Source organism: Sulfitobacter mediterraneus (assembly GCF_016801775.1).
Classification (GTDB): domain Bacteria; phylum Pseudomonadota; class Alphaproteobacteria; order Rhodobacterales; family Rhodobacteraceae; genus Sulfitobacter; species Sulfitobacter mediterraneus_A.
Genome location: NZ_CP069004.1, coordinates 653,784 through 678,694 on the forward strand (window position 1 = coordinate 653,784; position 24,911 = coordinate 678,694).

The following is a 24,911-nucleotide window of genomic DNA, read 5'->3' on the forward strand; positions in this document are numbered from 1 at the left end:
ATCAGTCCGGCGCTTTGGTGGTCAGGGCCAGCGCATGCAGATCGCCGTTTGGTCCGTCCATCTTGCCTTTGAGGGCGGCATAGACCGCGCGTTGCTGTTGCACCCGGTTCATCCCCTTGAACGAGGCATCCACCACCATCGCGGCCATATGCACGCCGTCGTTGCCTTCGACGGTGATCTGCGCGTCGGGAAAGGCGGCGCGGATCAGGTCTTCGATTTCGCTGGCTTGCATGGGCATAGGGTGGCTCCGGTCTTGGGTTTTGGCTTGAGACAGATGTAGTCGCGCCGCGGCCCCGGCGCAAGCGATCCGCGCGGAATTGATCGGTGATCTTGGCGCATGCGCCAAGATGCGGTTTCCCACCGCCGCGTTAGCCGCTAGCGTAAAGGCAACACAAAGGAGACCCCATGCAAAACCGTGAGACAGCACCGGAACAGGCGCTCCGCTGGGTGCAGGCGGGCGAGGGGGCCGCGCTGGCCACTGTGATCGAAACATGGGGGTCGGCCCCGCGCCGGGTTGGCGCGCAACTGGTTGTGTCGGGCAGCGGCGCGATGGAGGGCTCAGTCTCCGGCGGCTGTGTCGAGGGCGCGGTGGTGATCGAGGCGCTGGAGGCACTCGAGACCGGTGAAAGCCGCCTGTTGGAATACGGGGTCAGTGATGGCGATGCCTTTGCGGTTGGGCTGGCCTGCGGCGGCACCATTCGGGTGTTGGTCGAACCCATTGGTGCAGGCGGAATGCCGGAAGATATGCTGGCCGATCTGGTCGCGGCCCGCGCGGCCCGCAGGCCAGTGGCCTATGAGGTCGCTTTGGACGGAAGCACCCGCAGTCTTGTGACGGAAGGCCATACAGAACGCTTTCGCACGGACCGATCCGGCCTGTCTGAGGACGGCCAGACGTTTATCGCGATCCACAATCCGCCGCTGCGGATGGCCATCGTGGGCGGCGTGCATATCGCGCAGCATCTGGAGGGTATGGCGCGGGCGGTGGGGTTTGACACTTTTATCATTGACCCGCGTGAGGCCTTCGGATCCGCGGCGCGGTTTCCCGGCGCACAGGTGATCAACGACTGGCCCGACGATGCGCTGCGCGATTTGGGGGTGGATGCCCGTACCGCGCTGGTTCTGCTGACCCATGATCCCAAGTTGGACGATCCGGCGATCCACTTGGCCTTGGAGGCAGGCCCATTCTACATCGGCGCTCTGGGCAGCGGCCGCACCCATGCCGCGCGGCGGGCACGGCTGGAAGAGGCGGGTTTCAAGCCGGATCAGATTGACCAGATCCACGGCCCCGTTGGCCTAGATATCGGCGCCTCGGGTCCGGCGGAAATTGCGGTCTCGATCATGGCCGAAGTGATCCAGAGCTTGCGGAAATCATGAAGTTCGGGCCGGTTCCCTTAAACGCGGCTCAAGGCGCGGTGTTGGCCCATTCGGTGGCTGTCGGCAGGGGCCGTTTGCGCAAGGGGCGGGTGATTTCGCAAGCGGATGTGGCGGCGATGCAGGCGGCTGGCCTCACGGAGGTTGTCGTCGCAACGCTGGACGCCGATGACGTCGCCGAAGACGCCGCAGCCGCGACCCTTGCGTCTGCGATATTGGGCCAAACAGGCGGATTGACAGCAACGCGGCCGTTCACAGGGCGGGTTAACCTGATTTCAGACGGGCCGGGGGTGGCAGTGCTGGATGTGGCCGCGCTTGAGGCGATCAACGCTGTGCATCCGATGATCACCATCGCCACTGTCCCGCCATGGCAGCAGATGGCCAAAGGCGGCATGGTCGCCACGATCAAGATGATCTCCTACGCAGTACCACAAGAGGCGCTGAACGCGGCTGTAAATGCGGCGGGGGCAGGGGCGATCCATCTGGCGCAGCCGCAGGTCAAAACCGCCAGCCTGATCATCACGGAGATCCCCGGCGGGGTCGGCGACAAGGGGCGCACCGCCATTGCCGGGCGGCTGGAGGCCTTGCAGGTGGATCTGACGGAAACGGTGATGATCCCGCATCAAACCGCCCCATTGGCCGAAGCGGTGGCGCAGGCCAGAAGCGATCTGGTGCTGGTCCTCACCGGATCTGCCACCTCGGATATTGATGATGTTGCCCCTGCGGCCCTTCGCCGCGCCGGGGGGCAGATCACCCGTTTCGGCATGCCGGTTGATCCGGGCAATCTGTTGTTTCTGGGCGATCTCGCGGGCCGTCCCGTGATCGGCCTGCCGGGCTGTGCCCGTGCGCCGGCACTGAACGGGGCTGATTGGGTTTTGTCACGTGTGGCATGCGGGATCGCGGTGTCCTCGGCTGATATTGCCGGGATGGGTGTGGGCGGATTGCTGAAAGAAATCCCGACACGGCCAATGCCGCGACGGGGAAGTTGACCTTGCGTTAAGTGTCACAGGGCAGGCCTACACTATTCCGCCACTCCCCAAAGATGCTGAGGTTTTCTATTCTCATAAGCGCTTTGCCGTGCTTAACTCCCCCCAAACAAGAACCAAAAGGGAGGAAGACATGACACAGGTCAAGATGACCGTGAACGGCAAATCCGCGTCCGGCGACGTGGAAGGCCGCACACTGCTTTCGCAATTTCTACGCGACGATCTGGGGCTGACCGGCACCCACGTCGGCTGTGACACCAGCCAATGCGGGGCCTGCGTGGTCCATGTGAATGGCGAGGCGGTGAAATCCTGCACGATGCTGGCGGTCGAGGCCGAAGGCGCAGAGGTGGCCACGATCGAAGGGCAAGCCAACGCAGACGGATCGCTCAACGTCATTCAACAGGCTTTTCAGGATCACCACGGTCTGCAATGCGGCTTTTGCACGCCCGGCATGGTGATGTCGGCAGCGGCGCTGCTGAAAGAGAACCCAAAGCCGACAGAGGCAGATGTGCGCCACTACCTTGACGGCAATATCTGCCGCTGCACCGGCTATCACAACATCGTCAAGGCGATCATGGCGGCTTCGGGCCAGGACGTCAGCGCCATCGCGGCGGAATAACGGTGCACAAGCCCGCTGCGGGATCGGTTGCAAGCAGCCCGACCCCAAAGCGGAACGCGGTGCAAAGCGCGTCAAATCAAACAGCCATGCGCGGCGGGGAGGCCAGCGCGCGGCTCAGATGACACGGTGGATGTGCCTGCACATCAACCCCATAGGGAGGAATGACTATGCCAAAGGACGGTGGTATCGGCGCCAGCAGCAAGCGGCGCGAGGACGTCCGGTTTTTGACCGGCGCGGGCAATTACACGGACGACATGAACATACGGGGGCAGGCGCATGTCTTCTTCCTGCGCTCTGACGTGGCCCATGGCACATTGACCAATGTGGACACATCCGCCGCGGCGGATATGCCCGGCGTGGTGCAGATCTTTACCGGTGCGGACTTCGAAGAGGTCGGCAGCATTCCCTGCGGTTGGCAGGTCACAGACAGGCATGGCGAGGTGATGCAGGAGCCCCGGCATCCGGTTCTGGCCCATGGCAAGGTCCGCCATGTCGGCGAACCGATTGCCGCCGTGGTGGCCGAAACGCTGGAACAGGCCCGCGACGCGGCCGAGGCGATCTCGGTCGATATTGATGAGCTGCCCGCCGTTGTGAACATGAAAGAGGCGGTGCAGGATGGTGCGCCCAAGGTTCATGACGATCTCACCTCGAACCTGTGTTACGATTGGGGCTTTGTCGAAGAAAACAAGGACGCGGTGAACAAGGCCTTTGACGAGGCCGCACATGTCACCACGCTTGAGCTGGTCAACAACCGACTGGTTGCCAACCCGATGGAGCCGCGCGTGGCCATCGGTGACTATTCCCGTGCTGGCGATGAGCACACCCTTTATACCACCTCGCAGAACCCGCATGTGATCCGCCTGTTGATGGGCGCCTTCGTGCTGGGCATTCCAGAGCACAAGCTGCGCGTTGTTTCACCCGATGTGGGCGGCGGCTTTGGCACCAAGATTTTTCACTATCAGGAAGAGGCGTTTTGTACCTTTGCCGCCAAGGCATGCAACCGCCCGGTCAAATGGACCTCCAGCCGGACCGAGGCGTTCATGTCGGATGCCCATGGCCGAGACCATGTGACCAAGATCGAATTGGCACTGGACGCAGACAACAACTTTACCGCGCTGCGCACCGACACCTATGCCAACATGGGCGCCTACCTGAGCACCTTTGCGCCTTCGGTGCCCACATGGCTGCATGGCACCTTGATGGCGGGCAACTACAAAACGCCGCTGATCTATGTAAACGTCAAGGCGGTCTTTACAAATACCGTGCCCGTGGACGCCTATCGCGGCGCGGGCCGGCCAGAGGCGAGTTTTCAGTTGGAACGCCTGATTGACAAGGCGGCACATGAGCTGAAGGTCGATCCGATTGCCCTCCGGCGGCAGAACTTTATCACCGAGTTCCCCTATGCCACGCCGGTGGCGGTTGAATATGACACCGGTGATTACAACGCCACAATGGACAAGCTGGAAGAGATGGCGGATCTGTCCGGGTTCGAGGCGCGGCGCAAGGCCAGCGAGGCCAAGGGCAAGCTGCGCGGCTTTGGTGTGAACTGCTATATCGAAGCCTGCGGCATCGCGCCGTCCAACCTTGTTGGGCAACTGGGCGCGCGTGCCGGCCTATACGAAAGCGCCACGGTGCGGGTCAACGCCACGGGTGGTCTGGTGGTGATGACCGGATCGCACAGCCACGGGCAGGGGCACGAAACCTCCTTTGCGCAGGTTGTCGCGGATATGATCGGCATCGACGAAGGCATGGTCGAGATTGTCCACGGTGACACCTCCAAAGTGCCGATGGGTATGGGCACCTATGGCTCGCGCTCGCTGGCCGTTGGCGGCTCTGCCATGGTGCGGGCCACCGAAAAGATCATCGCCAAGGCGAAAAAGATCGCGGCGCACCTGATGGAAGCCTCCGAGGCGGATATCGAATTGAAGGACGGTGCATTCAGCGTGGCAGGTACGGATAAATCCGTCGCCTGGGGCGACGTGACCCTCGCCGCCTATGTGCCGCACAACTACCCGCTGGAAGACGTGGAGCCGGGCCTTGAAGAGACCGCGTTCTATGATCCGTCCAACTTTACCTATCCGTCGGGCGCTTATGCTTGCGAGGTGGAGCTGGACCCCGACACCGGCGAGGTCAAGATCGAACGGTTCCTCGCGGCCGATGACTTTGGCAATGTGGTGAACCCGATGATCGTGACCGGACAGGTCCATGGCGGTCTGGCACAGGGCATTGGTCAGGCGCTGTTGGAAAACTGTTCCTATGACAGCGATGGCCAATTGCTCAGCGGGTCTTACATGGATTACGCAATGCCAAGGGCCAGCGATCTGCCGTTCTACGAGGTGGATCATTCCTGCCAGACGCCCTGCACGCACAACCCATTGGGCGTAAAAGGCTGCGGCGAGGCGGGGGCAATCGGATCGCCGCCCGCGGTGGTCAATGCGGTGCTGGACGCGATGCGCTCTGGTGGTAAGGACGTGGGCCATATCGACATGCCGGTGACACCGGCGCGAGTCTGGGCGGCCATGAACGGATGAGGATGCAGCTTCGGGCGGACGGGGGGCCAGCCCCCCGCACCCCCCGGAGTTTATCTGGCAAGTGAAGAAGGGGCGCAGTGACAAGATGGTCCGTGCCTCCTGATCGGAAGGAAAGACAATGTATAATTTTGATGTGGAACGTCCTCAGTCCATCGCAGATGCGGTGCAGGCACTGAGCCGGGAAGATGCGCAGCCGCTCAGCGGCGGGCAAACCTTGATCCCGACCCTAAAGGCGCGGCTTGCGGCGCCCTCGGTCTTGGTGTCGCTGAGCGCTGTGGATGAAATGAAAGGCGTGTGCATGTCCGATGACGGGCAGCTTTGCATTGGCGGGGCCACCACCCACGCCACTGTCGCAGCCGAAGCGGCAGCGCATTATCCTGCGCTGGCCTCGCTCGCCGCGCGGATCGGTGATCCGGCGGTGCGCAACCGCGGCACCATCGGTGGCTCTGTTGCCAACAACGACCCCTCTGCCTGTTACCCCGCAGGGGTGCTGGGCAGCGGCGCGACAGTTGTGACGAATGCCCGCGAAATTGCGGCGGATGATTACTTCCAAGGCATGTTCACCACGGCGCTGGAAGAAGGGGAAATCGTCACCGAAGTGAAATTCCCGATCCCGCAGGCGGCGCACTACGAAAAGTTCCTGCAACCGGCCTCGCGCTTTCCGCTTGTTGCAGCCTTCGTGGCCAAATTCAGCGATGGTGTGCGCGTGGCGATCACAGGTGCATCCAACAACGGTGTTTTCCGCTGGGCTGAGGCGGAGGCGGCGTTGTCGTCGAATTTCTCTGCCGGCGCACTGGACGGATTGTCGGTGGACAGCACCGACATGATCAGTGACCTGCATGGCACAGCCGAATACCGCGCTCATTTGATTGGCGTGATGACCAAACGGGCCGTTGCCGCGATCGGCTGATCCGCGCCAGACTGTGACGCAAGGAAAAGGCCGCGTATCCCGATCTGGATGCGCGGCCTTTTGCCGTTGATATTGCATAGCGGAACCCTGAGCCCTCACTTTGCGTTGAGTAGAAAGCGCCGTTTCACGGTGCCAAGCGTAATGAGGACCACCACATGCAACAGATTCTGAAATCCACCACAACTCTCGGCCTGTGTCTGGCGATGGCCATGCCGGCCCCCGCCTTGGCCCAATCTGCGGGTGACTTGCCGCAGTGTGACGTTGACGGGCTGCTGGAGATTCCTTGCCAGATCGACGGCAACCGGATTGCCGATGCTTATGACGCCGGCCGGGTTCTGGGGCTGGATCGCACCGCTCTTGAAAAGCTGATCGCCGAACAATCCGCGCTGTCGGAGGCCGCGAAGGTCGAGGCGCAGATCGCGGCGGACGCGCAGGCCAAGCTGGATGCAGAAGCGGCCGCAGAGGCGGCGGCTGAAACGCAGGCCGAGGCCGAGGCAACAGCCGAAGCACAGGCCGCGGCAGAAGCTGCGGCAGCTGCGCAAGCTGAAGCAGAGGCGCAAGCGGCTGCGGACGCGGAAGCCGCGGCACAAGCTGCCGCCGAAGCGGAAGCGGCAGCGGAAGCCGCAGCCGAAGAGGAGGCTCAAGCTGAAGCAAAAGCTGCCAAAGACGCTGAAAAACAGGCCGCCAAGGAGGCTCGCCGCGAAGAGCGCCGTGCACAGCGCCGCGCAGAACGTGAGGCGGAGCGCGCCGCCGCCCGTGCCGCAGCAGAGGCCGCTGCCGAAGGCAATGCCGAGGCGGAAGTGACCACGCAAGAGGTTCAGCAGGATGAGGTCCGCTCATCAGACGAGGAGTTTGACACCGCCGTGACCGGCAGTGACCAGCCTGTAGCCAAAGACGATGGCGGGTTGAGCAAATTTGAAAAAGCCCTTCTGCTTGGCCTTGGCGCTGTGGTTGTGGGATCCGTTCTGAAAAACGGCGACAAAGTGGTCAGCCGCTCGGGCGACCGCGTTGTGGTCGAAGATCCCAATGGCGATCTGCGTGTGCTCAAGGACGATGACGCCCTGATCCGCCGCCCAGGTGACGAAGTGCGCACCGAGACCTTTGATGACGGTTCCACCCGCACAATCGTGACCAAACCGGACAATTCCAAGATCGTAACGATACGAGGCCGCGATGGGACCGTGCTGCGCCGGATCTCGGTTGATCCGCAGGGCCGGGAATTTGTCCTTGTTGATGATCTGGTCGAAGAACAGGAAGTGATCGTGAACGAGCTGCCGCAGGTGGTTCAGAGCGACAATCAGGTTGGCAAACGTGAAGAGGCCGACTTGCGGGCGGCACTTCAGGCCGAGATGATGGCGGACCAGGGGCGGCGTTTCTCGCTGCGCCAGGTGCGTGAGATCCCGCAGGTTCGCGCCCTCGCGCCGCAGCTTGAACTGGATGCGGTCCAATTCGCCACTGGCTCTGCCGCGATCCGCCCTGAACAGGCACGCAGCCTTGCCCGGATTGGCCGGACGCTGAGTGATCTGATTGCCAAAGATCCGCGCACGGTGATTCTTGTGGAGGGCCACACCGATGCTGTGGGCAATGCCACCTACAATCTGGCGTTGTCGGATCGGCGGGCGGAAACTGTAGCGCTGGCCATGACCGAATATTTCGACGTGCCGCCGCAGAACATGATCACCCAAGGCTACGGCGAGTCGGACCTCAAGGTGCCGTCCCTGGACGACGAGCCTGCCAACCGCCGCGCCGTTGTCCGCAACATCACCGGCTTGCTGCGGTAAGAGATTTTGTATTGAAGAGACAGAGAAGCCCCCGCGAGAGCGGGGGCTTTTTGATATCTCGTCCACATGCTTTTTGTCGATGGCTAGATCATACTCCAAGTCATTGGCAAACCTTCCAGGGGCCGCAGCGAGAATTTGGCTGACAGCGTGGGGAATTGCGCCAACCGTTCAGGCACCATCCGTTGCAGCACCGTGGCGACCACCAGGCAGCTTTCCATCAACCCAAATTTTTGTCCAATACATACGCGTGGGCCAGCGCCGAAAGGTAGATATGCATATTGCGGCCAAGTGGGGTCACTCAAAAACCGCTTAGGGTCAAAAATTCGCGGGTTGGCGAAGAAACGGGGATCACGCTGCGTGATAAACGGAACAATTTGAACCAGATCGCCCTTTCGCAATCTCAGTCCAAGCAAATCGGTGTCTTGCTCCGCTTGACGCAGGAACAACGAATAGGCTGGAGGATAAAGACGCAGGGTCTCATTGATAACGGCCCCCAATACCGAGAGCGCCTTGAGGTCGGCGGCCACCGGGGGTCTGCCCCTCAAATTCACCTCAAGTTCCTGCCTAAGCTTGGCAAGCCAATCCGGGTTTTGCGCAAGGCAGGCAAATACCCAGCTGAGCAATGCCCCCGATGTTTCGTGACCCGCAATCAGTAGGCTCATCACATCGTCTCTGATTTTTTCAAAGTCACCCTTGTGTTGCTGGATCAACGATATGAGCAAATCGGCCTGAGCGCCCCGGTCCCCGCGTTCCATCCGTTCTCGAACCAGCCCCCTCACGAGATCATCCAGGACTTTCACCGCCCATTTTTTGCGGTATTTGCCCTGTAAAGGCAGCCAGTCAGGCATGTTCACTGGGGCAGTGGATTCTCGAAATGCTGTATCGGAAAGGATTTGGATGGCGCGTTCGATGTCCGCACCATTGGTCCGGGGATCGGCACCAAACAGGGTGCGGGTTGCAATGTCCAGGGTCAGCCGCGCCATCGTGGAATCTGTGTTGATGCTCAGTTTTCCGGCCACGGCCAAATCACTAAGCTGATTGCAAAGACGTGTGGTTTCGTTCACGGCCATCGCTCCGTACCCCGGCAACCGTTTGGTCTGAAAGGCGGGCATCACCTTCCTGCGGCGCTCCCGCCAATCGTCACCTTCGGCTAAGATAAGGCTATCGCCATTCCATTGGCGCACGACTTGCATCAACTTTTTGAATCTGACGAAATTGGACCACTTCCGGGTTAGCAATTCCTCGATATGGTCCGGATGGAACAACAAATGACTGCGATACGGTCCCAACCTTAATCGCACGACGTCTCCGTGGGTGTCGCGCAAGCGTTCATAGAAACGGAGTTGATTGCTCCGGATGTGCAAAAGGTGGTTCAGGCCAAGCAGAGCCGACGATGGTTGTACCCAATGGGCAATAGAACCTTCCATCAGGTCAGATCCCCCGTCGTGCGCCGCAGATCGGCCAGATACGGAACCGCAAGCACTGGAAGCATCAGGGCCGCGGCGATCACCATCCAGAGAAAATTGATATGTGACACTGCTGCAATGACGGCAGGCGCACCACGAAAACCGCGCCGGTCGGCCGGATTGTTGTAAATGGCTTTTCCGGGTCCATCCCTGACCTGCAAGCCCGTGGCATAGGAAAGAAGCCAGCGCAAAAACTGGCGATCAGACCTCAGAAAAACGGTGGCCTCGACCTTGATCCACGGCTTCCACCGGGGCACCCATTCAGGCACGTTTTCTTTGTAGATTATCCACTCCTGTGGAAATCGTTTCAACAGATCGTGTCGGTGGTGCCACCGGACCATACCTTGAACAAAGATCCAAGCCATGAGCGCCGCAGCCATTATCCAGATGTTCCATAAGAACAGTCCAAGAATCAGAAACGCCAATGCCGCTGAAAGTTGCATTGGGTTGGACACATAGGGGTAGATACCGGTTGTGACCAATCGCTTGGTCGGATCAAGGGGGATCGGAGTGCCATTCCCATGAAGGCAAAGAGACTGATTGGCGCTTAGACCAATAACCGAGACAAAAACCAAAGCAACACAGGCGGTGGCGGTGCCCCAATCCGGTCGGTTTAGCAGATCCCAATTGCCCCCCATAGCCTGCATGATCAGTGCGGGTACGATGGCAAAAATCATGCCGCCGGTCATGATCGCCAAAAGGGCACAACGAAGCGGCAGATATCGATCTTCCTCCGTCCATTTGGCGAGATAGAGTGCGGGCAAATGTGCCACGATGAAGACAAGAATTACACCCCAGTACCAATACGGTCCAGCGAATACCAACGGCTCAAGCGAGTTGAAAACGGTGCCATGAAGTCCCAGGACGATCGGCAAACAGATCATATAGGGGCGCGTGTTCGGGAAGGAAAAATAGAGCCCCGGACCAAAAAGTATTGCTCCACCAATTACGATATCAGCCGGAATGTTATTGATCATCAACGTGTCCCACCCATAGCGCCACCATCCAAAATGCAGGGCAAAAGAATGCGTCACAAAGATCATCGGAACACCATAGAGAAACGCGAAAAGCCCACCGATTTGCCTGCGTTCTGAGGTGCCTCTTATCTTAACCATCGCTAACACAAGGCCGACCGGCCCAAGCAACAACGCCCACCGCAACGCCAGCATCAATGACTCAGGAAGGGTCAAGCCGATCATTTCAGCAACTGCCTTTTGATACTTTTCCGTAGCTCTGCCGGCGCCTGTGTTTCAAAGAGTTCGACGGCCAGGAAGACAACGGGAAATCCAAGAGCAAGAAAAAGCGCAAGGGACGGCAATGACAGGATAAGTATCAGTTGGATCATCACGCCGATCTGCATCAGCGCCCCTTCTTCGGAGCGCATGTTTCTCAGCCGCCCCACAAAGACGAAAGCCAATCCTGGCAAGATAACCGAAAGCGGAAAAGCGAGGAACGCGGTGACGTCACCATGGACGAGATTACGAAGCGCAAAGAAACCGCGTACTGTAAATGCGAGAAAGGCCAAGCAGAAAAGCAGGACCACCCATTTTTGTGCTATACTGATCAACAGTTCAATTCACTTCATTCATGCGAGGCATCAATTTCCTCCCAGATACCCTTACCGAAAGCGCCATGTGATGAGAAGCACTCCTTTGGGTTGTATTGTCCTAAGGGCGCGCATCAGGTCGAATGTTTGGGCCGAATTCAAGACACTACTGCGAAGAGTGCATTCATGAAGTTCAGTGGCAACGTGATTGTCGCGCTACTGAGAAATGCTCCCCCTTGAGGGAGCGATGAGAGGACCGTCTTGGTCTATTTTGCGGGCAAAGGTCCGATCAGCATGACCATCTGGCGGCCTTCCAAGGCGTGCGCGAAGCGGATGCCGAGGTCTGGCAGTCGCTCCCCCTTGAGGGAGCGATGAGAAGACCATGTTGGTCTATTTTGAAGGCAAAGGTCCGATCAGCATGACCATCTGGCGGCCTTCCAAGGCGTGCGCGAAGCGGATGCCGAGGTCTGGCAGTCGCTCCCCCTTGAGGGAGCGATGAGAAGACCATGTTGGTCTATTTTGAAGGCAAAGGTCCGATCAGCATGACCATCTGGCGGCCTTCCATCTTGGGGAAGTTCTCCACGCGGCCCACCTCTTTGGTGTCCTCCGCGACCCGCTCAAGCAACTCGCGGCCCAGGTTCTGGTGCGCCATCTCGCGGCCCCGGAAACGCAGGGTGATTTTCACCTTGTCGCCATTGTCCAAAAACTTGAACACATTGCGCATTTTCACATCGTAATCATTGGTGTCGGTGTTCGGGCGGAACTTGACCTCTTTGATCTCGATGATCTTTTGCTTTTTGCGTGCTTCGGCTTCGCGCTTCTGAGTCTCGTACTTGAATTTGCCAAAGTCCATGATCTTGCACACGGGCGGGTTGGCATTGGGCGAGATTTCTACCAGATCGAGCCCGGCCTCATCTGCCATTTCCATGGCGCGGGCCGGCGTCACAACGCCGACGTTTTCACCGTCAGCGCCAATCAGGCGAATTTCAGGGGAGCGGATGTTGTCATTGACGCGCGGGCCGGTGTCACGTTGGGGCGGCGCGTTATGGGGTCTGCGAGCGATGGTGATTGTCCTTTGATTGTTCACTATTAGCGAGGATGTAAAGTAAACCCGCTACGGCACTACTTCAAGCGTGTAATTGCGGCGGAGGGCCGCTTCCGGCCGGAAATTCCCCTTGAACAGATGCCGCAACAGGCGCAATTGACCAAGCAGCAGCCGCAAAAGGGGATCAGCCCCCGAAAGGCGCAGGAATTATGGGGATCATACATGAGAAATGCTATTTGGATTATCGTTGCAGCCGTGATCGGCCTGGGGGGCTATATGTTGTTCTCCGGCAAGTCGCCGACCGAAGTGGCGACGGAGGCGGCTGATGCCGTAAACGCACCTGCCGCGATCGAAGCGGCCACCGAGGCAGCAACTGCCGTGACGGACGCTGCCAGCGACGCAGTGGATGATGCCGCCGCCGCTGCAAGTGACGCAGCAGAGGCCGCAAGTGAAGCTGCCGAAGCAGCGACAGACGCGGCAGTCAATGCCGTCGATACCGCAGCCGAAGCGGCAAGTGACGCCGTGGATGCCGCGACAGAAGCCGCTGAAACCGCTACCGAAGCGGCCAGCGATGCCGCAGAAGCGGCGACAGAGACCGTAAGTGAAGCGACGGATGCCACAGCCGAAGCGGTCAGCGATGCAGCCGACACCGCCACCGAGGCTGCAACGGACACTGTTGATGCAGCCACTGACACAGCCAGCGAGGCCGCAGATACAGCGGCCGACGCGGCAACCGACGCTGCGACAGACGCAACAGAGACCGCAACCGAGGCGGCGGAAGCAACAACAGAGGCGGCCTCCGAGGCCACAGAGGCAGCGACCGATGCGGTGACCGAAACCACCGAAGCGGCAACAGATTCTGCCACTGACACTGCTGAGGCTATCAGCGAAACCGCCGAGGCGGCTGAAACGTCTATGTTGGATCAGTTGTTGAGCGTGGATGGCTTTGACTTCGAGAAGGTCAGCACCATGATCGAGGACTCCGAACTGGGCGCGGTGCAGAAAAAACTGCTGACCGAAACAGTGCGCAAGGCGCAGGACAATCCTGAACTGCTCAAAGCTGCATTGGAAAAGGTTCGCGAGGCGATGGGTCTGTAATCAGCCCCTTCACCGGAAACAAAAAACCGCGCCTTGGCAACAGGGCGCGGTTTCTTTTTGTCTTTATATTAGTGGCTTACCCCACAAACGCCTTTTCGATCACAAAGTGTTTGGGATCTGAATTTGCCCCTTCCTCAAGGCCGAAACCTTCGAGGATCGCAAGGATGTCCTTGTTGAAATCAAGGCTGCCGCAGACCATCGCACGGTCGGTTTCGGCATTGATCCCGTCGATCCCGAGATCGGCAAAGACCGTACCATCCTGCAACAGCGTTGTGATCCGGCCCATCTTTGGGCTCTGCTCCCGCGTGGTTGTGGGGTAATAGCGGATCTTGTTCAGGTTCTCGGCGCCGATCAGTTCCTGCATCAGCTCGTCTGACTTCAGCTCTTCGATCAACCGGCGGCCATACTCCAGCTCTGCCACATCGCGGCAGGTATGGGTGATCACCACCTCTTCGAATTTCTCATAGGTCTCCGGTTCCCGCAGGAGCGAGGCAAAGGGGGCAAAGCCGGTGCCGGTGGCAAAAAACCAGATGCGCTTGCCGGGCAACAGGGCGTCATGCACCAGCGTTCCAACAGGTTTGGGGCGCAGAATGATTTCATCACCGGGCTGGATGTGCTGCAACTTGGAGGTCAACGGGCCGTCTTGCACTTTGATCGAGTAGAACTCCAATTCTTCGTCCCACGCCGGAGAGGCGATGGAATAGGCGCGCAGTAGCGGCTTTTGTTTGCCGGTTTCGGGATGCGGATCGCCCATCAGCCCGATCATCACAAATTCGCCCGAGCGGAACCGCAGCGAGGCCGGGCGCGTCACCCGAAAGGAAAACAACCGGTCGGTCCAGTGTTTGACGGATGTCACGGTCTGCGCATCGGGCAGGGTCGGCACGGGTTTGGCGGCGGTTTGGTTCACGGGGGTCTGCTCTGTCATTATAAAATCACGCAAGCGGCGCTTGCGGCCTTGTCTTAGAAGATGAAGCCCCAAAGGGCAATTGCACGTCAGGTCGCAGGGGCGCCGCGCAGACGGGACTGATAATCATGGGCCTGCCAATCGGCACGGAACAACCATTGATCCGCAGGTTGGCGGGCGGCGATCTCGTCGTTGACCTCCACTTCGTCAAATCCGGAGCGCCGCGCCATCGCATATTGATCGGCCAGCAGATGCCCCTTGGCCCGCAAGCGGCCCTGATACCCGCGCAGACGCAAGGCCCGCGCAATCGTAAAGCCGCGCCCATCGGCCGAGGACGGGAAATCAATGCGGATCATCTCGATCGAGGGGGCCAGTTCGACGCTGTTGGGATCACTGTCCGATGCCAGATCCAGCGCCACGCAATCATTTGCGGCACCTGCGCCACAGAAACCCTTGGTCCAGTCATCCGCCACGAAACCGGTGTCGTTGATCAACTGTGTCATGTCATATCTCCTGTGCGCACCATTTTGCCGTTCACAAAATGAATGCCGCATTCTTCTTTGTCCTGGTCGCGCCAGCGCCCCGCGCGGGCATCCTCACCCGGTGCCACCTTGGATGTGCAAGGCGCGCAGCCGATAGAGGGAAAGCCCTTGGCCACCAGCGGATGCCGGGGCAGGCGGTTTTCGTCAATGTAATCAGCCACATCCTGCGAGGACCAATAGGCCAGAGGATTGACCTTGATGCGGGCCGGGTTGTTGTCTGTTCCTGCCTCGACCTCAAAGAACTCAAGCGCCGCGCGGGTGCCGGATTGAAACCGTTTTCGTCCTGAAATCCAGCCGTCATAGCCCTCCAGCGCCGCTGCCAGCGGTCGCGTTTTGCGCAGGTCACAGCAGGCATCGGTGTCGCGCTGATGCAAGGTGCCATCCGGATCATGGGTCTCCAGATCCGCCGCCTTGATGATCCGCACATTGTGCAGGCCCAGCCGTTCGCTGAGTTCCTGCTGGTACACCAGTGTTTCGGTGAACAGCATCTGGGTGTCGATAAACAGCACCGGCAAATCCCGTTTCACCATAGACGCCAGATGCAGCAGTGCGACCGATTCCGCGCCAAAGCTGGACACCAGCGCAAGGTTCGGCAGCACCTCGACCGCGCGGCGCAGCACGTCCGTGGCGCTGTGATGGCGCAGGGCGGCATTCAGATGGGCCACCTCCACCTGCAGTGCATCCTCCGGCGGCAGCCGGTTCGCGTGAGGACTCACAGTCCCGATGTCATCAAGCGGCATTGGCCCGACTTTCCTTGCCCGCAACCTGCGGATAAAGCGCGGCCTTGAACGGCGCGAGACCGAGGCGGCGATAGGTCTGCAAGAATGTCTCTGCGGGATCATTGCGCAGATCCAGATAAGCCAGCACCACACGTTCCACCGCCGGGATGATCTCATCTGCAGAAAATCCGGGGCCAGCCCGTTCGCCAATGGTCGCATCCTCGGTGCCATCGCCGCCCAGCGTGATCTGGTAGTTTTCTACACCAGCACGGTCGAGACCCAGAATGCCGATATGGCCGACATGGTGATGCCCGCAGGCGTTGATGCAGCCCGAAATCTTGATCTTGAGCGGGCCAACGTCATGTTCCAGCTTCAACTCGTCAAAACGGGTGGCAATCTCCTGTGCGATCGGGATCGACCGCGCGGTGGCAAGCGCGCAATAGTCCATGCCGGGGCAGGCGATGATATCAGAGATCAGACCGATGTTGGCCGTGCCCAGACCTTCGGCCTTGAGCGCATAGTAGACCGACGGCAGATCACCGCGATGCACATGCGGAAGGATCACGTTCTGTTCGTGGCTGATGCGCAGCTCATCATGGCCATAACGTTTGGCCAATGCCGCCATCAGACGCATCTGCCGGCCCGTCGCGTCGCCGGGTGTTTTGCCGTGTGCTTTCAACGAGATAGACACGATGGCATATTCCGGATTGCGGTGCGCTGTCAGGTTGGTGTCGGCCCAGCTGCGGAACAGGGGATCCTGATCATAGGCGTTCAGGTAAGGCGTCTGATCCGCCGACTTGAACTCAGGCGCCCCAAAATCCGCCTCGATCCGCGCCAGCATCTGTTGATCAACGCCGGTGAACTGCGGACGGATCAGCGCATAGCGCTCGTTCACCCGCTGACGGATGTCCTCGATGCCGTTTTCATGCACGGTGATCTTGATCCGCGCCTTGTATTTGTTATCGCGGCGGCCCAGCAGGTTGTAGACGCTGACAATGGCTTCCAGTGTCGGCAGCAGGTCTTCCTGAGATACAAACTCATACAGAACCTTGCCAATCATCGGGGTCCGGCCAAGGCCACCACCAACAATCACTTCATAGCCGATCTCTTCGCCGCGTTTGACGATGCGCAGCCCGATGTCATGGGCCTTGATCACCGCACGGTCAGCGGTGTCTCCAGTGACAGCCACCTTGAACTTGCGCGGCAGAAACTGAAACTCCGGATGGTCGGTGGACCATTGGCGGATCAATTCGGCCACCGGGCGGGGATCGGCCACCTCATCTGCCGCGGCACCGGCGAAATGGTCTGCGGTCACGTTGCGGATCGTGTTGCCGGAGGTCTGGATCGCATGCAGGTTCACCTCGGCCAATGCATCCAGCATATCAGGCACATCGCGCAGTTGCGGCCAGTTATACTGGATGTTCTGGCGGGTGGTGAAATGGCCATATCCCTTGTCCCAACGCTCTGAAATCTCGGCCAGTTTCTCCATCTGGCGGCTGTTCAGCGTGCCGTAAGGGATCGCCACGCGCAGCATATAGGCATGCAGTTGCAGATAAAGACCGTTCATCAGGCGCAGGGGCTTGAATTCATCCTCGGTCAGAGACCCGTCAATGCGGCGTTCGACCTGTCCCCGGAACTGCGCGTTGCGCTCGGCCAGAAAGGCGTGATCAAATTCGGTATAGCTGTACATCAGATATGCTCCTGCTTGCCATGGACATAGTTCGAGGGGCCCGTGGCACGGAAATCCTCACGGAAATGGGTGGGGCGCGGGGTGTCGCCATCCAGCGAGACATCGGCCAGATAAACACCAACCACCAGATCCACCTGGGCGCTGGCTTCGATCATACGCAGATCGGCGTGGGCCTCATCGGTGAGGATCTCCGCGTCTTTCAGATCGCGGCTCCAGCCAGCGGCGGTTTGGTAGATCACATCGCCTTCAAGCAAGGCATTGGCGGTGACAACTTTGGGGGTGAAGGGTTTTGGCATCAGGCCATCTCCTCAAACGGAATTTCAGTGGCGGCAATGGCGGCGGCACGCGGCGCCAGGCCATAAAAGGTCAGGGCGGGGCCGGTCATATTGGCCTTAATCAGATCATCGGGCAGGGCATTCAGAGTGGTCTCCAGAATGCATTGTTCGGGGCGGGAGGCATTTTCGATCACGGTCACAGGCGTGGCACGATCTGCGCCGTGCATGATCAAGCGGCCTTGCACAAAGCGTGCGGATTTCTTGCCCATGTAGATCGCAGCGACTTCATTCGGCCGGGCCAGCGCGGCCCAGTCATGATCGGCAAAGCCTTTCATGTCATGGCCCGTCAGGAACCGCACAGAGGCATTGCGCCCGCGCCGCGTCAGGCTTTGACCAATGGCGGCCACAGCGGCAGAAGCCGATGTGATCCCCGGCACGATGTGCCAGCCGATGCCATGGGCATCAATCGCCTCGATCTCTTCGTCCAAACGGCCAAAGACAGTGGCATCGCCTGACTTCAGGCGCACAACCTGCGCCCCGGCCAATCCGTGCTGGACCAGCAGATCATTGATGGTTTCTTGCGATGTGGAGGGGCCAAACCCCTCTTTGCCTACGTCAATCATCAGCGCCTCGCGGCGGGCCAGTTCCAGGATTTCGGCGCTGATCAAGCGGTCATAGATCACCACATCCGCCTCGTCCAAGGCGCGGCGGGCCTTGAGTGTCAGCAATTCAGGATCGCCCGGACCGCCACCGACAAAGGCAATGTGCCCCGCGCGCGCGGTGCGGGTCAGATGATCGTCCAAAAGGGCATCCAGCGCCGGACGTACCTCGGCTTCGCCGGCTGTCATCGCCTTGGGGCCGGTGTTGAAATAATAGTCACGCCAGAAATCGCGGCGGGCACGGCCAAAGGGCAACGCCTCGGCCATCTTGCGAAACCCTTTGCCGATCCGCGCCAGGGTGCCAAGCGTACTGGGCAGGCGTTCTTCGAGATCGGCCTTGATGGCACGGGCCAGAACCGGCGCGGCGCCTTCGGTGCCGATTGCGATGGTTACCGGATCACGGTCCACAATGGCGGGCGTGATAAAGGCGCTGGCCTCCAGATTGTCCACCACATTGACCAGCGCGCCTTCGGCGCGGGCGATTTCGGCGGTTTCGGCGTCCAGCGCGTCATCCTCATCCGCAGCATAGAAAAGCGCTGCACCGGCGACATCTCCGGAACGGAGCGATCGCCGATGCAACTGAAGTTTGCCCCGCGCGGCCCAAAGGTCGATCTCGGCGGCGGGGGCAGGGGAGTAAACGTGGATCTCAGCAGTGGTCTTGAGCAGGAGCCGCAGTTTGGCCAATGCCGCATCGCCGCCGCCGGACAGCACAATGCGCTGGCCGCTGGTGGCAAGAAAGATTGGGAAATGATCCATAACAGGCCCTGACTTCGTTTGACTTGACCCTCAATATAGGAAATATTCCCGATATTCCGCTAGATGCGGCGGTAGATAAGGACATTTGTTCCATACCGCAGCGCAGAAAGAACAGATAACCGCCTGAAATGGAAAATACAGAATGACTGTCCGAATTGATGAGACTGACCGGAAAATCCTGGCCGAGCTACAGCGCGACGCCAGCCAATCGCTTGATGATATTGCCCGCAATGTCGGCTCTTCCAAGACCCCGGTGTGGAACCGGATTCGCAAATTGCGCGAGGGCGGGGTGATCGGCCAGCAGACCGTGATGCTGGATGCCGAGGCGCTTGGGTTCGAGGCCTGTTTCTTTGTGCTGATCCGCACGTCGGAACATGAAGCAGACTGGCAAAAAGCCTTCCTCAAAGCATTGCAAGACCGGCCCGAAGTGCAAGAGGCGCACCGCCTGGCCGGTGACATCGACTATATCCTCAAGGTGCGTGTAAAGAACGCCCGCGCCTATGACGCCTTCTATCAGGCGCTGATTTCAGAGGTGCGTGTGCACAACGTGACTGCGCTTTTGTCGATGGAAGAGATCAAATCAACGGTGATGCTGCCGCTTTGATCGGATACTGCGCCCCAGCTGACGCAGCGTCGCGGCCATAAGGGGTTGGGACGCGCCCCGCCGCGCCGTAGCGTGAGGCCAAACGCACAGCAAGGCAGGGCAAGATGATGAATATCGATCAGGCGATTCAAGAGCGCCGCTCCATTCGGGGGTTTCTGGACAAACCGGTCTCACAAGAGTTGCTGGAAGAAGTGATCGCACTGGCCAATCGCGCGCCCTCCTCGATGAACACCCAGCCCTGGCATTTGCACGTGCTGACCGGAGAACCGCTTGAGCAGGTCCGTAAAGGCAACACCGAACGGATGCTGGGCGGCGTGACCCCGACCCGCGATATCGAAGATTATGCCGCCTATGAGGGGGAACACCGCCAACGCCAGATCGAGATCGCGATTCAGCTTTTCGAGGCGATGGGGATCGAGCGGCACGATGCAGAGCGCCGGCAGGATTGGGTCATGCGCGGCTTTCGCCAGTTTGATGCGCCGGTGTCCATCGTCGTGTGCTTCGACCGCAGCTTGCTGAACAACACGATTGCACATTTTGACACGGGTGCAATGACCTATGGATTGGTCCTTGCCGCCTGGTCCCGCGGGCTTGGCGCGGTGATCAACGGGCAGGGCATCATGCAAAGTCCCGTGGTGCATGAGGTGGCGCAGATCCCGGAAGATCAAGTTATCCTGACCTGTGTCGCACTGGGCTGGCCGGATGATGGGTTTGTTGCCAATGATGTTGTGTCACGCCGCCGCCCGGTGGAAAATGTCACAAGATTTCTGGGGTTTGATGACTGACGCAAGCCGTGGTGCCTGACGCCGGCGGATAGGGGGCCAGCCCCCACCGCCGCTGCGCGGCGCTTCCCCCGGAGGTTTTTTGGCCAAATGAAGAGAAGGGCGCCTTTTTCTTCATTTGGCCTTAAACCTCTGGGGTCCGGGGCAAAGCCCCGGGTGTCTGCGTCATGCAGTGCCGCCTGCTATGGCGCGATCATCAGCCGGTCCAGTTTGTGGAAATGATAGCTCATGGCATAGCGCGGCACCTCGGCCAGTGACATCTGCGGCAGGTGCTCAAACAGCGCGGGCAGGGCCACCTGCAGTTCCATTCGTGCCAGCGGGGCGCCGACACAAAAATGCAGGCCGCCGCCGAAGGCGGCATGGGGCTTTGCGAGCCGGTAGGGATCAAACACATCAGGATTTTCAAAGACTGCCGGGTCACGGGCTGCGGCCCCCAGCATCAGGGCGATTTCGTCGCCTGATTTCAGGGTCACTCCGTCCAATTCAATATCTTCATAGGCAAAACGCGTAAACATATGCAGCGGCGGGTCATAGCGCAGCAGTTCTTCCACCGTGGCACCGATCTGATCCGGTGCAAGTGCGGCCGGGCCGGTTTGATGCTCCAGCAGGCATTTCACCGCATTGCCCATGGAATGCACCGTCGCCTCATGGCCCGCATTCAGCAGCAGGATGCAGGTGCCGATCAGTTCATCCGGGGTCAGCTTTTCGCCGTCTTCCTCGGCCGCGATCAGGCTGGTGATCAGATCATCACGCGGCTCATTGCGGCGCTTTTCGACATAGCCGCGCAGGAAATCCACGAATTCGGCGGTGGCGGAGTTGGCCGCGTCTTCGATGGCGCGGCTGCGGCCCGCTTGATACATCGCCACCATCGCATTGGACCAGCGCAGCAAATCCGCTGACATCGTTTCGGGCACGCCCAGAAGCCTTGCGATGATACGCACGGGCAATTCGGTGCAATAGGCGGGGATCAGATCAAAGGGATCTTTCGGCAGACCTTGCAGCAGTTCCGCTGTAACCTCCTCGATATCGGGCAACAGCGCCGTGATCCGGCGTGAGGTAAAGGCACGCAGAACCAGGCCGCGCAGACGAGTGTGGCGCGGCGGCTCCAGCTCCAGCATGGAGTGGCCCTCCATCGCGGCCCAATCGACCAGATGGACAGGATAGGGCGGGCGTGCGCCCTCCGGCACCTCGCGGCCCAGCCGCCGGTCGCGCAGCAGCGCCTGCACGGTGGCGGCATCAAAGGCGGCGGGCATGGCGTAGTCCCGCCAATACATCACCGGCCCATCTGCCCGCGCCGCGGCATAGGCGGCATAGGGGTTTTGCACAAAGTCGGGATCAAGCGGAGACAGGGAAAGCGTTTTCATGGCGGCAGATAAGCCGCGCAGGACTGGCCTTTGCAAGGGGGAAGGTGCAATCATGGGCGTATGAGTGGCAATCTGCGACAACGGGCCGGGTATGTGCTGGCCTTTCTGCTGGTGGTGGCCGCGCTTTCGGGCGGGGTCTGGCGCTATGCCTTTGTCAAAGGTCTGGATCAACTGGCCGCGCGGGGGCAGGCGGATCTGGCCTTGGCCGGGGACCGTTTGGTCGGGCAATTGCAGCGCTATCGCGATCTGGCGGTGATGCTGGCCGATCACCCCACTGTCGCGGCGGAATTGTCGGGCATTGGTGTCACCCGCAGCACAGATTTGCTGCTGGAGGTGGCGGATAAATCGGCGGCACTGGATGTTTTGATCGTGGATGCGCAGGGCCGCGTTGCGGCCTCTGCCATTGGCGCGGAACCTGCCGATCTGGCGCAGCAGCGCTATATCAAACGGGCGCTGCGCGGGGCGTTGGGCTGGGGTCATGGACCGGGAGAGCCCTTGACCCGCCGTGCGTTTTTCCATGCCGCGCCGGTGTTTGATCCCTCAGGCCGTGTGCAGGGCGCGGTCGTGGTCATGACCGATCTCAATGGCATTGATTACAATTGGCGCGGCACCAATCCGCCGGCGTTTTTCACCGATGCGGCGGGGGAGGTCTATATCTCCAACCGATCCGAGATCCTGTTCTGGCAGCGGCCCGAAGACAGCCCCGGATTGCTCCCGCCCCAGGGCGATGCGCCCGACTTTTCGGCGCGGTACATTGGCGGGCACGAAATCTGGCAGCTGGGCTGGGGTCCGTATCTGCCGCAAGAAGGTCTGCATCTGACCCAGGCTCTGCCGGTCATCGGGCTCACCGGCGAGGTTTTGCTTGATGTGGCGCAGACCCGGCAGTTCGCGCTGGCGCAGGCAGCGGCCGTGGCGGCGCTTTGCCTTGCCTTTGGATCGTTGCTGTTTCTCGCAGCGGAGCGGCGGCGGGCCCTCACACAGGCCAATGTGCAGCTTGAGGCGCGGGTGGCGGAACGCACCGCCGCCTTGCGCGACACCAACGCCCAATTGCGCCGCGAGGCGGCAGAGCGCGAGGAGGCGCAGGCGGCCTTGCGGCGGGCGCAGGATGATCTGGTGCAAGCGGGCAAATTAAGTGCCTTGGGCCAGATGTCTGCGGGCATCAGCCATGAATTGAACCAACCCTTGATGGCGATCCGGTCCTTTGCCGAAAACGCGGTGCAGTTCATGGACCGCGGCGCGCCGGACCGCGCCACCGAAAACCTCACCCGCATTTCGGACATGGCACGGCGCATGGGGCGGATCATCCAGAACCTGCGGGCCTTTGCCCGGCAGGAAAACCGCCCCGATGAACGGGTTGAACTGCGGGCGGTGCTGCAATCGGCGCTGGATCTGACGGCCAATCATATCGCCGATGCGGGGGTTGAGTTGATCTATGATCCAGCAGGGGATGGCCCATTGTGGGTGCGCGGCGGCGAGGTCCGTCTGGGGCAGGTGTTTGTCAATCTGATCACCAATGCCGTGGATGCCATGAGTGACAGTGATCTGAAAGTGCTGCGCATTTCGGTAACAGATGGCGATGCGCTGACGGTGAATTTCCGCGACACCGGGCCGGGGATCGAAATGCCCGACAAGGTGTTTGATCCGTTCTACACAACCAAACCGGCGGGTGACACGGGCGGTATGGGGCTGGGTCTGTCGATCAGCTATGGCATTGTGCAAAGCTTTGGCGGACAAATCAAAGGCAGCAATTGTGAGGGCAGCGGGGCGCTTTTCTCCGTGACGCTGGAACGCGCCGCAGATCAGGTGAAGCAGGCAGAGGTGGCATGACAGGGCAGGTACTTTTGGTGGATGACGATGCCGCCGTGCGCGAGGCATTGGCCCAAACGCTTGAGCTGGCTGAGATCACCGCGATCACCGCCGGATCCTTTGTGGCGGCCAAGGACCGGATCACGGCGGATTTTGACGGAGTGATCCTGTCGGACATTCGGATGCCTGGGCGGGACGGGTTTCATCTGTTGCAATACGCGCAGAAGCAGGACGCCGATCTGCCGGTGATCTTGCTGACCGGCGAGGGCGATATTCCCATGGCCGTGGCGGCGATGGGGCAGGGTGCCTTCGGATTTCTGGAGAAACCTTGTGCGCCTGCCGATCTGCTGGGCGTACTGGAACGGGCGCTCAAGACCCGTGCGCTGGTGCTGGAAAATCGCCGGTTGTTGAAGCTGGTTGAAACCGGCGATCCGGCGGCACGGATGCTGTTTGGCACCTCGGCGATGGCGGAGGCTCTGCGCAAGCGGGTGCGTCTGGTGGCGCAGACCGAAGAGGATGTGCTGGTCAACGGTGCGCCGGGGTCGGGCACGTCGAAGGTGGCCGAGGTCATTCACCTCAGCTCGGCCCGGTCCAAAGCGCCCTTTGTCAAACGCGCGGCGGCAGGGCTGACGGCGGAAACACTGGCCCAGGCCGTGCAGGAGGCCGATGGCGGCAGTCTGTTTGTGGACGAAATCACCCATTTGTCCCCGCAACTGCAACTCACACTCAGCGAAACCGGCAGCCCGTCCGAAGGGGTGCGCCTGATGGTGGGCAACACCCGCGACCTCAAGGCCGAGGTCAACGCGGGCCGGTTCAACGCCGATCTCTATTACCGGATGGAAGGTCTGAGCGTGCGCATTCCGTCTTTGGCCGAGCGGCCAGAGGACATCCCCGTGATGTTCCGCCGCTATGTCGATCAGGCGGCTGAGCAGGCGGGCCTTCAAAAACCGGACGTCACGCCAGAGGTGGTGGCGGGGCTGATGCGGCGTGACTGGCCGGGGAATGCACGTTCGCTCATGTCAGTGGCGATGCGCTTTGTGATGGGATTGCCCGATGATGTGGCCCCCGATGCCGCGCTTGGGCTGAATGAGCAAATGTCGCTGGTGGAAAAGTCATTGCTTGAGGCCGCGTTGCGCCGTGCGGCTGGGCAGGCCTCGGCAGCAGCAGAGGCACTGAAGCTGCCGCGCAAGACCTTTTATGACAAACTGGCCCGCTATGGCATCCGGCCCGAAGATTTCCGCCAATGATCTGTGCGGATTCTCGCACAAGTGCCGGATCGCTTGTGCGGGATTTCGCACAAACCGCCCTGTGGGCTTGGTTGGCCATGAGTAGCTTTGGCCGCTAGATGTTTGAATATCATCGGAAAAACGACCTCAAGACCATCAGGGTTAACACAATCTTGTGAGACCGCATTGCGATCTGTTTGATAGCCCCCAGTGCATCCAACCCGGGTGCCC

At 60.3% G+C, this 24,911-nt stretch carries 23 protein-coding genes; 11 read left to right on the top strand and 12 right to left on the bottom strand.

Annotated features, from left to right (window positions below; genetic code table 11):
* Position 1 precedes the first annotated feature (1 nt).
* On the bottom strand, positions 2-238 hold the full coding sequence (locus tag JNX03_RS03150; RefSeq protein WP_025048287.1) for a BolA family protein: 237 nt from the start codon (positions 236-238) through the stop codon (positions 2-4).
* A gap of 167 nt (positions 239-405) precedes the next feature.
* On the opposite strand from JNX03_RS03150, the gene JNX03_RS03155 reads away from it, so the two are divergent.
* From JNX03_RS03155 to JNX03_RS03180, 6 genes are all read left to right on the top strand, one after another.
* Positions 406-1,374: an XdhC family protein gene (locus JNX03_RS03155; protein ID WP_203211003.1), complete on the top strand. Its 969-nt coding sequence runs from the start codon at positions 406-408 to the stop codon at positions 1,372-1,374.
* Positions 1,371-2,360, top strand: coding sequence for a molybdopterin-binding protein (locus JNX03_RS03160; RefSeq protein ID WP_203211004.1), 990 nt, complete (start codon positions 1,371-1,373; stop codon positions 2,358-2,360). The genes JNX03_RS03155 and JNX03_RS03160 overlap by 4 nt, the downstream gene beginning before the upstream one ends.
* Before the next feature lie 130 nt (positions 2,361-2,490).
* Positions 2,491-2,976: a (2Fe-2S)-binding protein gene (locus JNX03_RS03165; protein ID WP_203211005.1), complete on the top strand. Its 486-nt coding sequence runs from the start codon at positions 2,491-2,493 to the stop codon at positions 2,974-2,976.
* 167 nt (positions 2,977-3,143) lie between these two features.
* Entirely contained in the window at positions 3,144-5,507 is a 2,364-nt protein-coding gene (locus JNX03_RS03170) for a xanthine dehydrogenase family protein molybdopterin-binding subunit (RefSeq protein ID WP_203211006.1), read from the top strand.
* A 118-nt stretch (positions 5,508-5,625) separates the two neighbouring features.
* A complete protein-coding gene (locus tag JNX03_RS03175) occupies positions 5,626-6,417 on the top strand; it encodes an FAD binding domain-containing protein (RefSeq protein ID WP_203211007.1) in 792 nt (263 codons plus the stop codon).
* Positions 6,418-6,572: 155 nt separating this feature from the next.
* Complete coding sequence (locus JNX03_RS03180; protein ID WP_203211008.1) at positions 6,573-8,198, top strand: OmpA family protein; 1,626 nt, start codon at positions 6,573-6,575, stop codon at positions 8,196-8,198.
* A gap of 83 nt (positions 8,199-8,281) precedes the next feature.
* Here the strand turns inward: JNX03_RS03180 and JNX03_RS03185 are convergent, their stop codons facing one another.
* From JNX03_RS03185 to infC, 4 genes are all read right to left on the bottom strand, one after another.
* On the bottom strand, positions 8,282-9,625 hold the full coding sequence (locus tag JNX03_RS03185; RefSeq protein WP_203211009.1) for a cytochrome P450: 1,344 nt from the start codon (positions 9,623-9,625) through the stop codon (positions 8,282-8,284).
* Positions 9,625-10,863, bottom strand: coding sequence for a methyltransferase family protein (locus JNX03_RS03190; protein WP_203211010.1), 1,239 nt, complete (start codon positions 10,861-10,863; stop codon positions 9,625-9,627). The genes JNX03_RS03185 and JNX03_RS03190 overlap by 1 nt, the downstream gene beginning before the upstream one ends.
* A complete protein-coding gene (locus tag JNX03_RS03195) occupies positions 10,860-11,231 on the bottom strand; it encodes a hypothetical protein (RefSeq protein WP_203211011.1) in 372 nt (123 codons plus the stop codon). The genes JNX03_RS03190 and JNX03_RS03195 overlap by 4 nt, the downstream gene beginning before the upstream one ends.
* A 493-nt stretch (positions 11,232-11,724) precedes the next feature.
* Entirely contained in the window at positions 11,725-12,297 is a 573-nt protein-coding gene (infC, locus tag JNX03_RS03200) for a translation initiation factor IF-3 (RefSeq protein ID WP_231024131.1), read from the bottom strand.
* A 180-nt stretch (positions 12,298-12,477) separates the two neighbouring features.
* On the opposite strand from infC, the gene JNX03_RS03205 reads away from it, so the two are divergent.
* On the top strand, positions 12,478-13,353 hold the full coding sequence (locus JNX03_RS03205) for a translation initiation factor 3 (RefSeq protein WP_203211012.1): 876 nt from the start codon (positions 12,478-12,480) through the stop codon (positions 13,351-13,353).
* Positions 13,354-13,429: 76 nt separating this feature from the next.
* Here the strand turns inward: JNX03_RS03205 and JNX03_RS03210 are convergent, their stop codons facing one another.
* The 6 genes from JNX03_RS03210 to cysG all read right to left on the bottom strand — a co-directional run bounded on the left by JNX03_RS03210 (position 13,430) and on the right by cysG (position 18,898).
* Entirely contained in the window at positions 13,430-14,278 is an 849-nt protein-coding gene (locus JNX03_RS03210; protein WP_203211013.1) for a ferredoxin--NADP reductase, read from the bottom strand.
* Positions 14,279-14,346: 68 nt separating this feature from the next.
* Positions 14,347-14,760 (bottom strand): DUF934 domain-containing protein, encoded by a 414-nt coding sequence (locus tag JNX03_RS03215; protein WP_203211014.1) that lies wholly within the window; start codon positions 14,758-14,760, stop codon positions 14,347-14,349.
* Positions 14,757-15,539: a phosphoadenylyl-sulfate reductase gene (locus JNX03_RS03220; protein WP_203211015.1), complete on the bottom strand. Its 783-nt coding sequence runs from the start codon at positions 15,537-15,539 to the stop codon at positions 14,757-14,759. The genes JNX03_RS03215 and JNX03_RS03220 overlap by 4 nt, the downstream gene beginning before the upstream one ends.
* Complete coding sequence (locus JNX03_RS03225; protein WP_203211016.1) at positions 15,529-17,208, bottom strand: nitrite/sulfite reductase; 1,680 nt, start codon at positions 17,206-17,208, stop codon at positions 15,529-15,531. The genes JNX03_RS03220 and JNX03_RS03225 overlap by 11 nt, the downstream gene beginning before the upstream one ends.
* Complete coding sequence (locus JNX03_RS03230) at positions 17,208-17,504, bottom strand: DUF2849 domain-containing protein (protein ID WP_203211017.1); 297 nt, start codon at positions 17,502-17,504, stop codon at positions 17,208-17,210. Before JNX03_RS03230 ends, JNX03_RS03225 begins: the two co-directional genes overlap by 1 nt.
* Complete coding sequence (gene cysG, locus JNX03_RS03235; RefSeq protein ID WP_203211018.1) at positions 17,504-18,898, bottom strand: siroheme synthase CysG; 1,395 nt, start codon at positions 18,896-18,898, stop codon at positions 17,504-17,506. The genes JNX03_RS03230 and cysG overlap by 1 nt, the downstream gene beginning before the upstream one ends.
* Before the next feature lie 142 nt (positions 18,899-19,040).
* On the opposite strand from cysG, the gene JNX03_RS03240 reads away from it, so the two are divergent.
* A complete protein-coding gene (locus JNX03_RS03240; RefSeq protein WP_025048271.1) occupies positions 19,041-19,502 on the top strand; it encodes an Lrp/AsnC family transcriptional regulator in 462 nt (153 codons plus the stop codon).
* Between the two features lie 107 nt (positions 19,503-19,609).
* Complete coding sequence (locus tag JNX03_RS03245) at positions 19,610-20,287, top strand: nitroreductase (protein ID WP_203212115.1); 678 nt, start codon at positions 19,610-19,612, stop codon at positions 20,285-20,287.
* Between the two features lie 179 nt (positions 20,288-20,466).
* Here the strand turns inward: JNX03_RS03245 and JNX03_RS03250 are convergent, their stop codons facing one another.
* Complete coding sequence (locus JNX03_RS03250; protein WP_203211019.1) at positions 20,467-21,648, bottom strand: cytochrome P450; 1,182 nt, start codon at positions 21,646-21,648, stop codon at positions 20,467-20,469.
* Between the two features lie 60 nt (positions 21,649-21,708).
* On the opposite strand from JNX03_RS03250, the gene JNX03_RS03255 reads away from it, so the two are divergent.
* Both JNX03_RS03255 and JNX03_RS03260 read left to right on the top strand, forming a co-directional pair.
* Positions 21,709-23,475 carry an ATP-binding protein gene (locus JNX03_RS03255; RefSeq protein WP_203211020.1) on the top strand — a complete coding sequence of 589 codons (1,767 nt, stop codon included), beginning with the start codon at positions 21,709-21,711 and terminating at the stop codon, positions 23,473-23,475.
* Entirely contained in the window at positions 23,472-24,701 is a 1,230-nt protein-coding gene (locus JNX03_RS03260; RefSeq protein ID WP_203211021.1) for a sigma-54-dependent transcriptional regulator, read from the top strand. The genes JNX03_RS03255 and JNX03_RS03260 overlap by 4 nt, the downstream gene beginning before the upstream one ends.
* Positions 24,702-24,911: the final 210 nt, after the last annotated feature.

What these genes read in the sequence shown, in the direction of transcription:
- JNX03_RS03150 (WP_025048287.1), bottom strand. Translation starts at nt 238, where the DNA reads ATGCCCATGCAAGCCAGCGAAATCGAAGACCTGATCCGCGCCGCCTTT.
- JNX03_RS03155 (WP_203211003.1), top strand. Translation starts at nt 406, where the DNA reads ATGCAAAACCGTGAGACAGCACCGGAACAGGCGCTCCGCTGGGTGCAG.
- JNX03_RS03160 (WP_203211004.1), top strand. Translation starts at nt 1,371, where the DNA reads ATGAAGTTCGGGCCGGTTCCCTTAAACGCGGCTCAAGGCGCGGTGTTG.
- JNX03_RS03165 (WP_203211005.1), top strand. Translation starts at nt 2,491, where the DNA reads ATGACACAGGTCAAGATGACCGTGAACGGCAAATCCGCGTCCGGCGAC.
- JNX03_RS03170 (WP_203211006.1), top strand. Translation starts at nt 3,144, where the DNA reads ATGCCAAAGGACGGTGGTATCGGCGCCAGCAGCAAGCGGCGCGAGGAC.
- JNX03_RS03175 (WP_203211007.1), top strand. Translation starts at nt 5,626, where the DNA reads ATGTATAATTTTGATGTGGAACGTCCTCAGTCCATCGCAGATGCGGTG.
- JNX03_RS03180 (WP_203211008.1), top strand. Translation starts at nt 6,573, where the DNA reads ATGCAACAGATTCTGAAATCCACCACAACTCTCGGCCTGTGTCTGGCG.
- JNX03_RS03185 (WP_203211009.1), bottom strand. Translation starts at nt 9,625, where the DNA reads ATGGAAGGTTCTATTGCCCATTGGGTACAACCATCGTCGGCTCTGCTT.
- JNX03_RS03190 (WP_203211010.1), bottom strand. Translation starts at nt 10,863, where the DNA reads ATGATCGGCTTGACCCTTCCTGAGTCATTGATGCTGGCGTTGCGGTGG.
- JNX03_RS03205 (WP_203211012.1), top strand. Translation starts at nt 12,478, where the DNA reads ATGAGAAATGCTATTTGGATTATCGTTGCAGCCGTGATCGGCCTGGGG.
- JNX03_RS03210 (WP_203211013.1), bottom strand. Translation starts at nt 14,278, where the DNA reads ATGACAGAGCAGACCCCCGTGAACCAAACCGCCGCCAAACCCGTGCCG.
- JNX03_RS03215 (WP_203211014.1), bottom strand. Translation starts at nt 14,760, where the DNA reads ATGACACAGTTGATCAACGACACCGGTTTCGTGGCGGATGACTGGACC.
- JNX03_RS03220 (WP_203211015.1), bottom strand. Translation starts at nt 15,539, where the DNA reads ATGCCGCTTGATGACATCGGGACTGTGAGTCCTCACGCGAACCGGCTG.
- JNX03_RS03225 (WP_203211016.1), bottom strand. Translation starts at nt 17,208, where the DNA reads ATGTACAGCTATACCGAATTTGATCACGCCTTTCTGGCCGAGCGCAAC.
- JNX03_RS03230 (WP_203211017.1), bottom strand. Translation starts at nt 17,504, where the DNA reads ATGCCAAAACCCTTCACCCCCAAAGTTGTCACCGCCAATGCCTTGCTT.
- cysG (WP_203211018.1), bottom strand. Translation starts at nt 18,898, where the DNA reads ATGGATCATTTCCCAATCTTTCTTGCCACCAGCGGCCAGCGCATTGTG.
- JNX03_RS03240 (WP_025048271.1), top strand. Translation starts at nt 19,041, where the DNA reads ATGACTGTCCGAATTGATGAGACTGACCGGAAAATCCTGGCCGAGCTA.
- JNX03_RS03245 (WP_203212115.1), top strand. Translation starts at nt 19,610, where the DNA reads ATGAATATCGATCAGGCGATTCAAGAGCGCCGCTCCATTCGGGGGTTT.
- JNX03_RS03250 (WP_203211019.1), bottom strand. Translation starts at nt 21,648, where the DNA reads ATGAAAACGCTTTCCCTGTCTCCGCTTGATCCCGACTTTGTGCAAAAC.
- JNX03_RS03255 (WP_203211020.1), top strand. Translation starts at nt 21,709, where the DNA reads ATGAGTGGCAATCTGCGACAACGGGCCGGGTATGTGCTGGCCTTTCTG.
- JNX03_RS03260 (WP_203211021.1), top strand. Translation starts at nt 23,472, where the DNA reads ATGACAGGGCAGGTACTTTTGGTGGATGACGATGCCGCCGTGCGCGAG.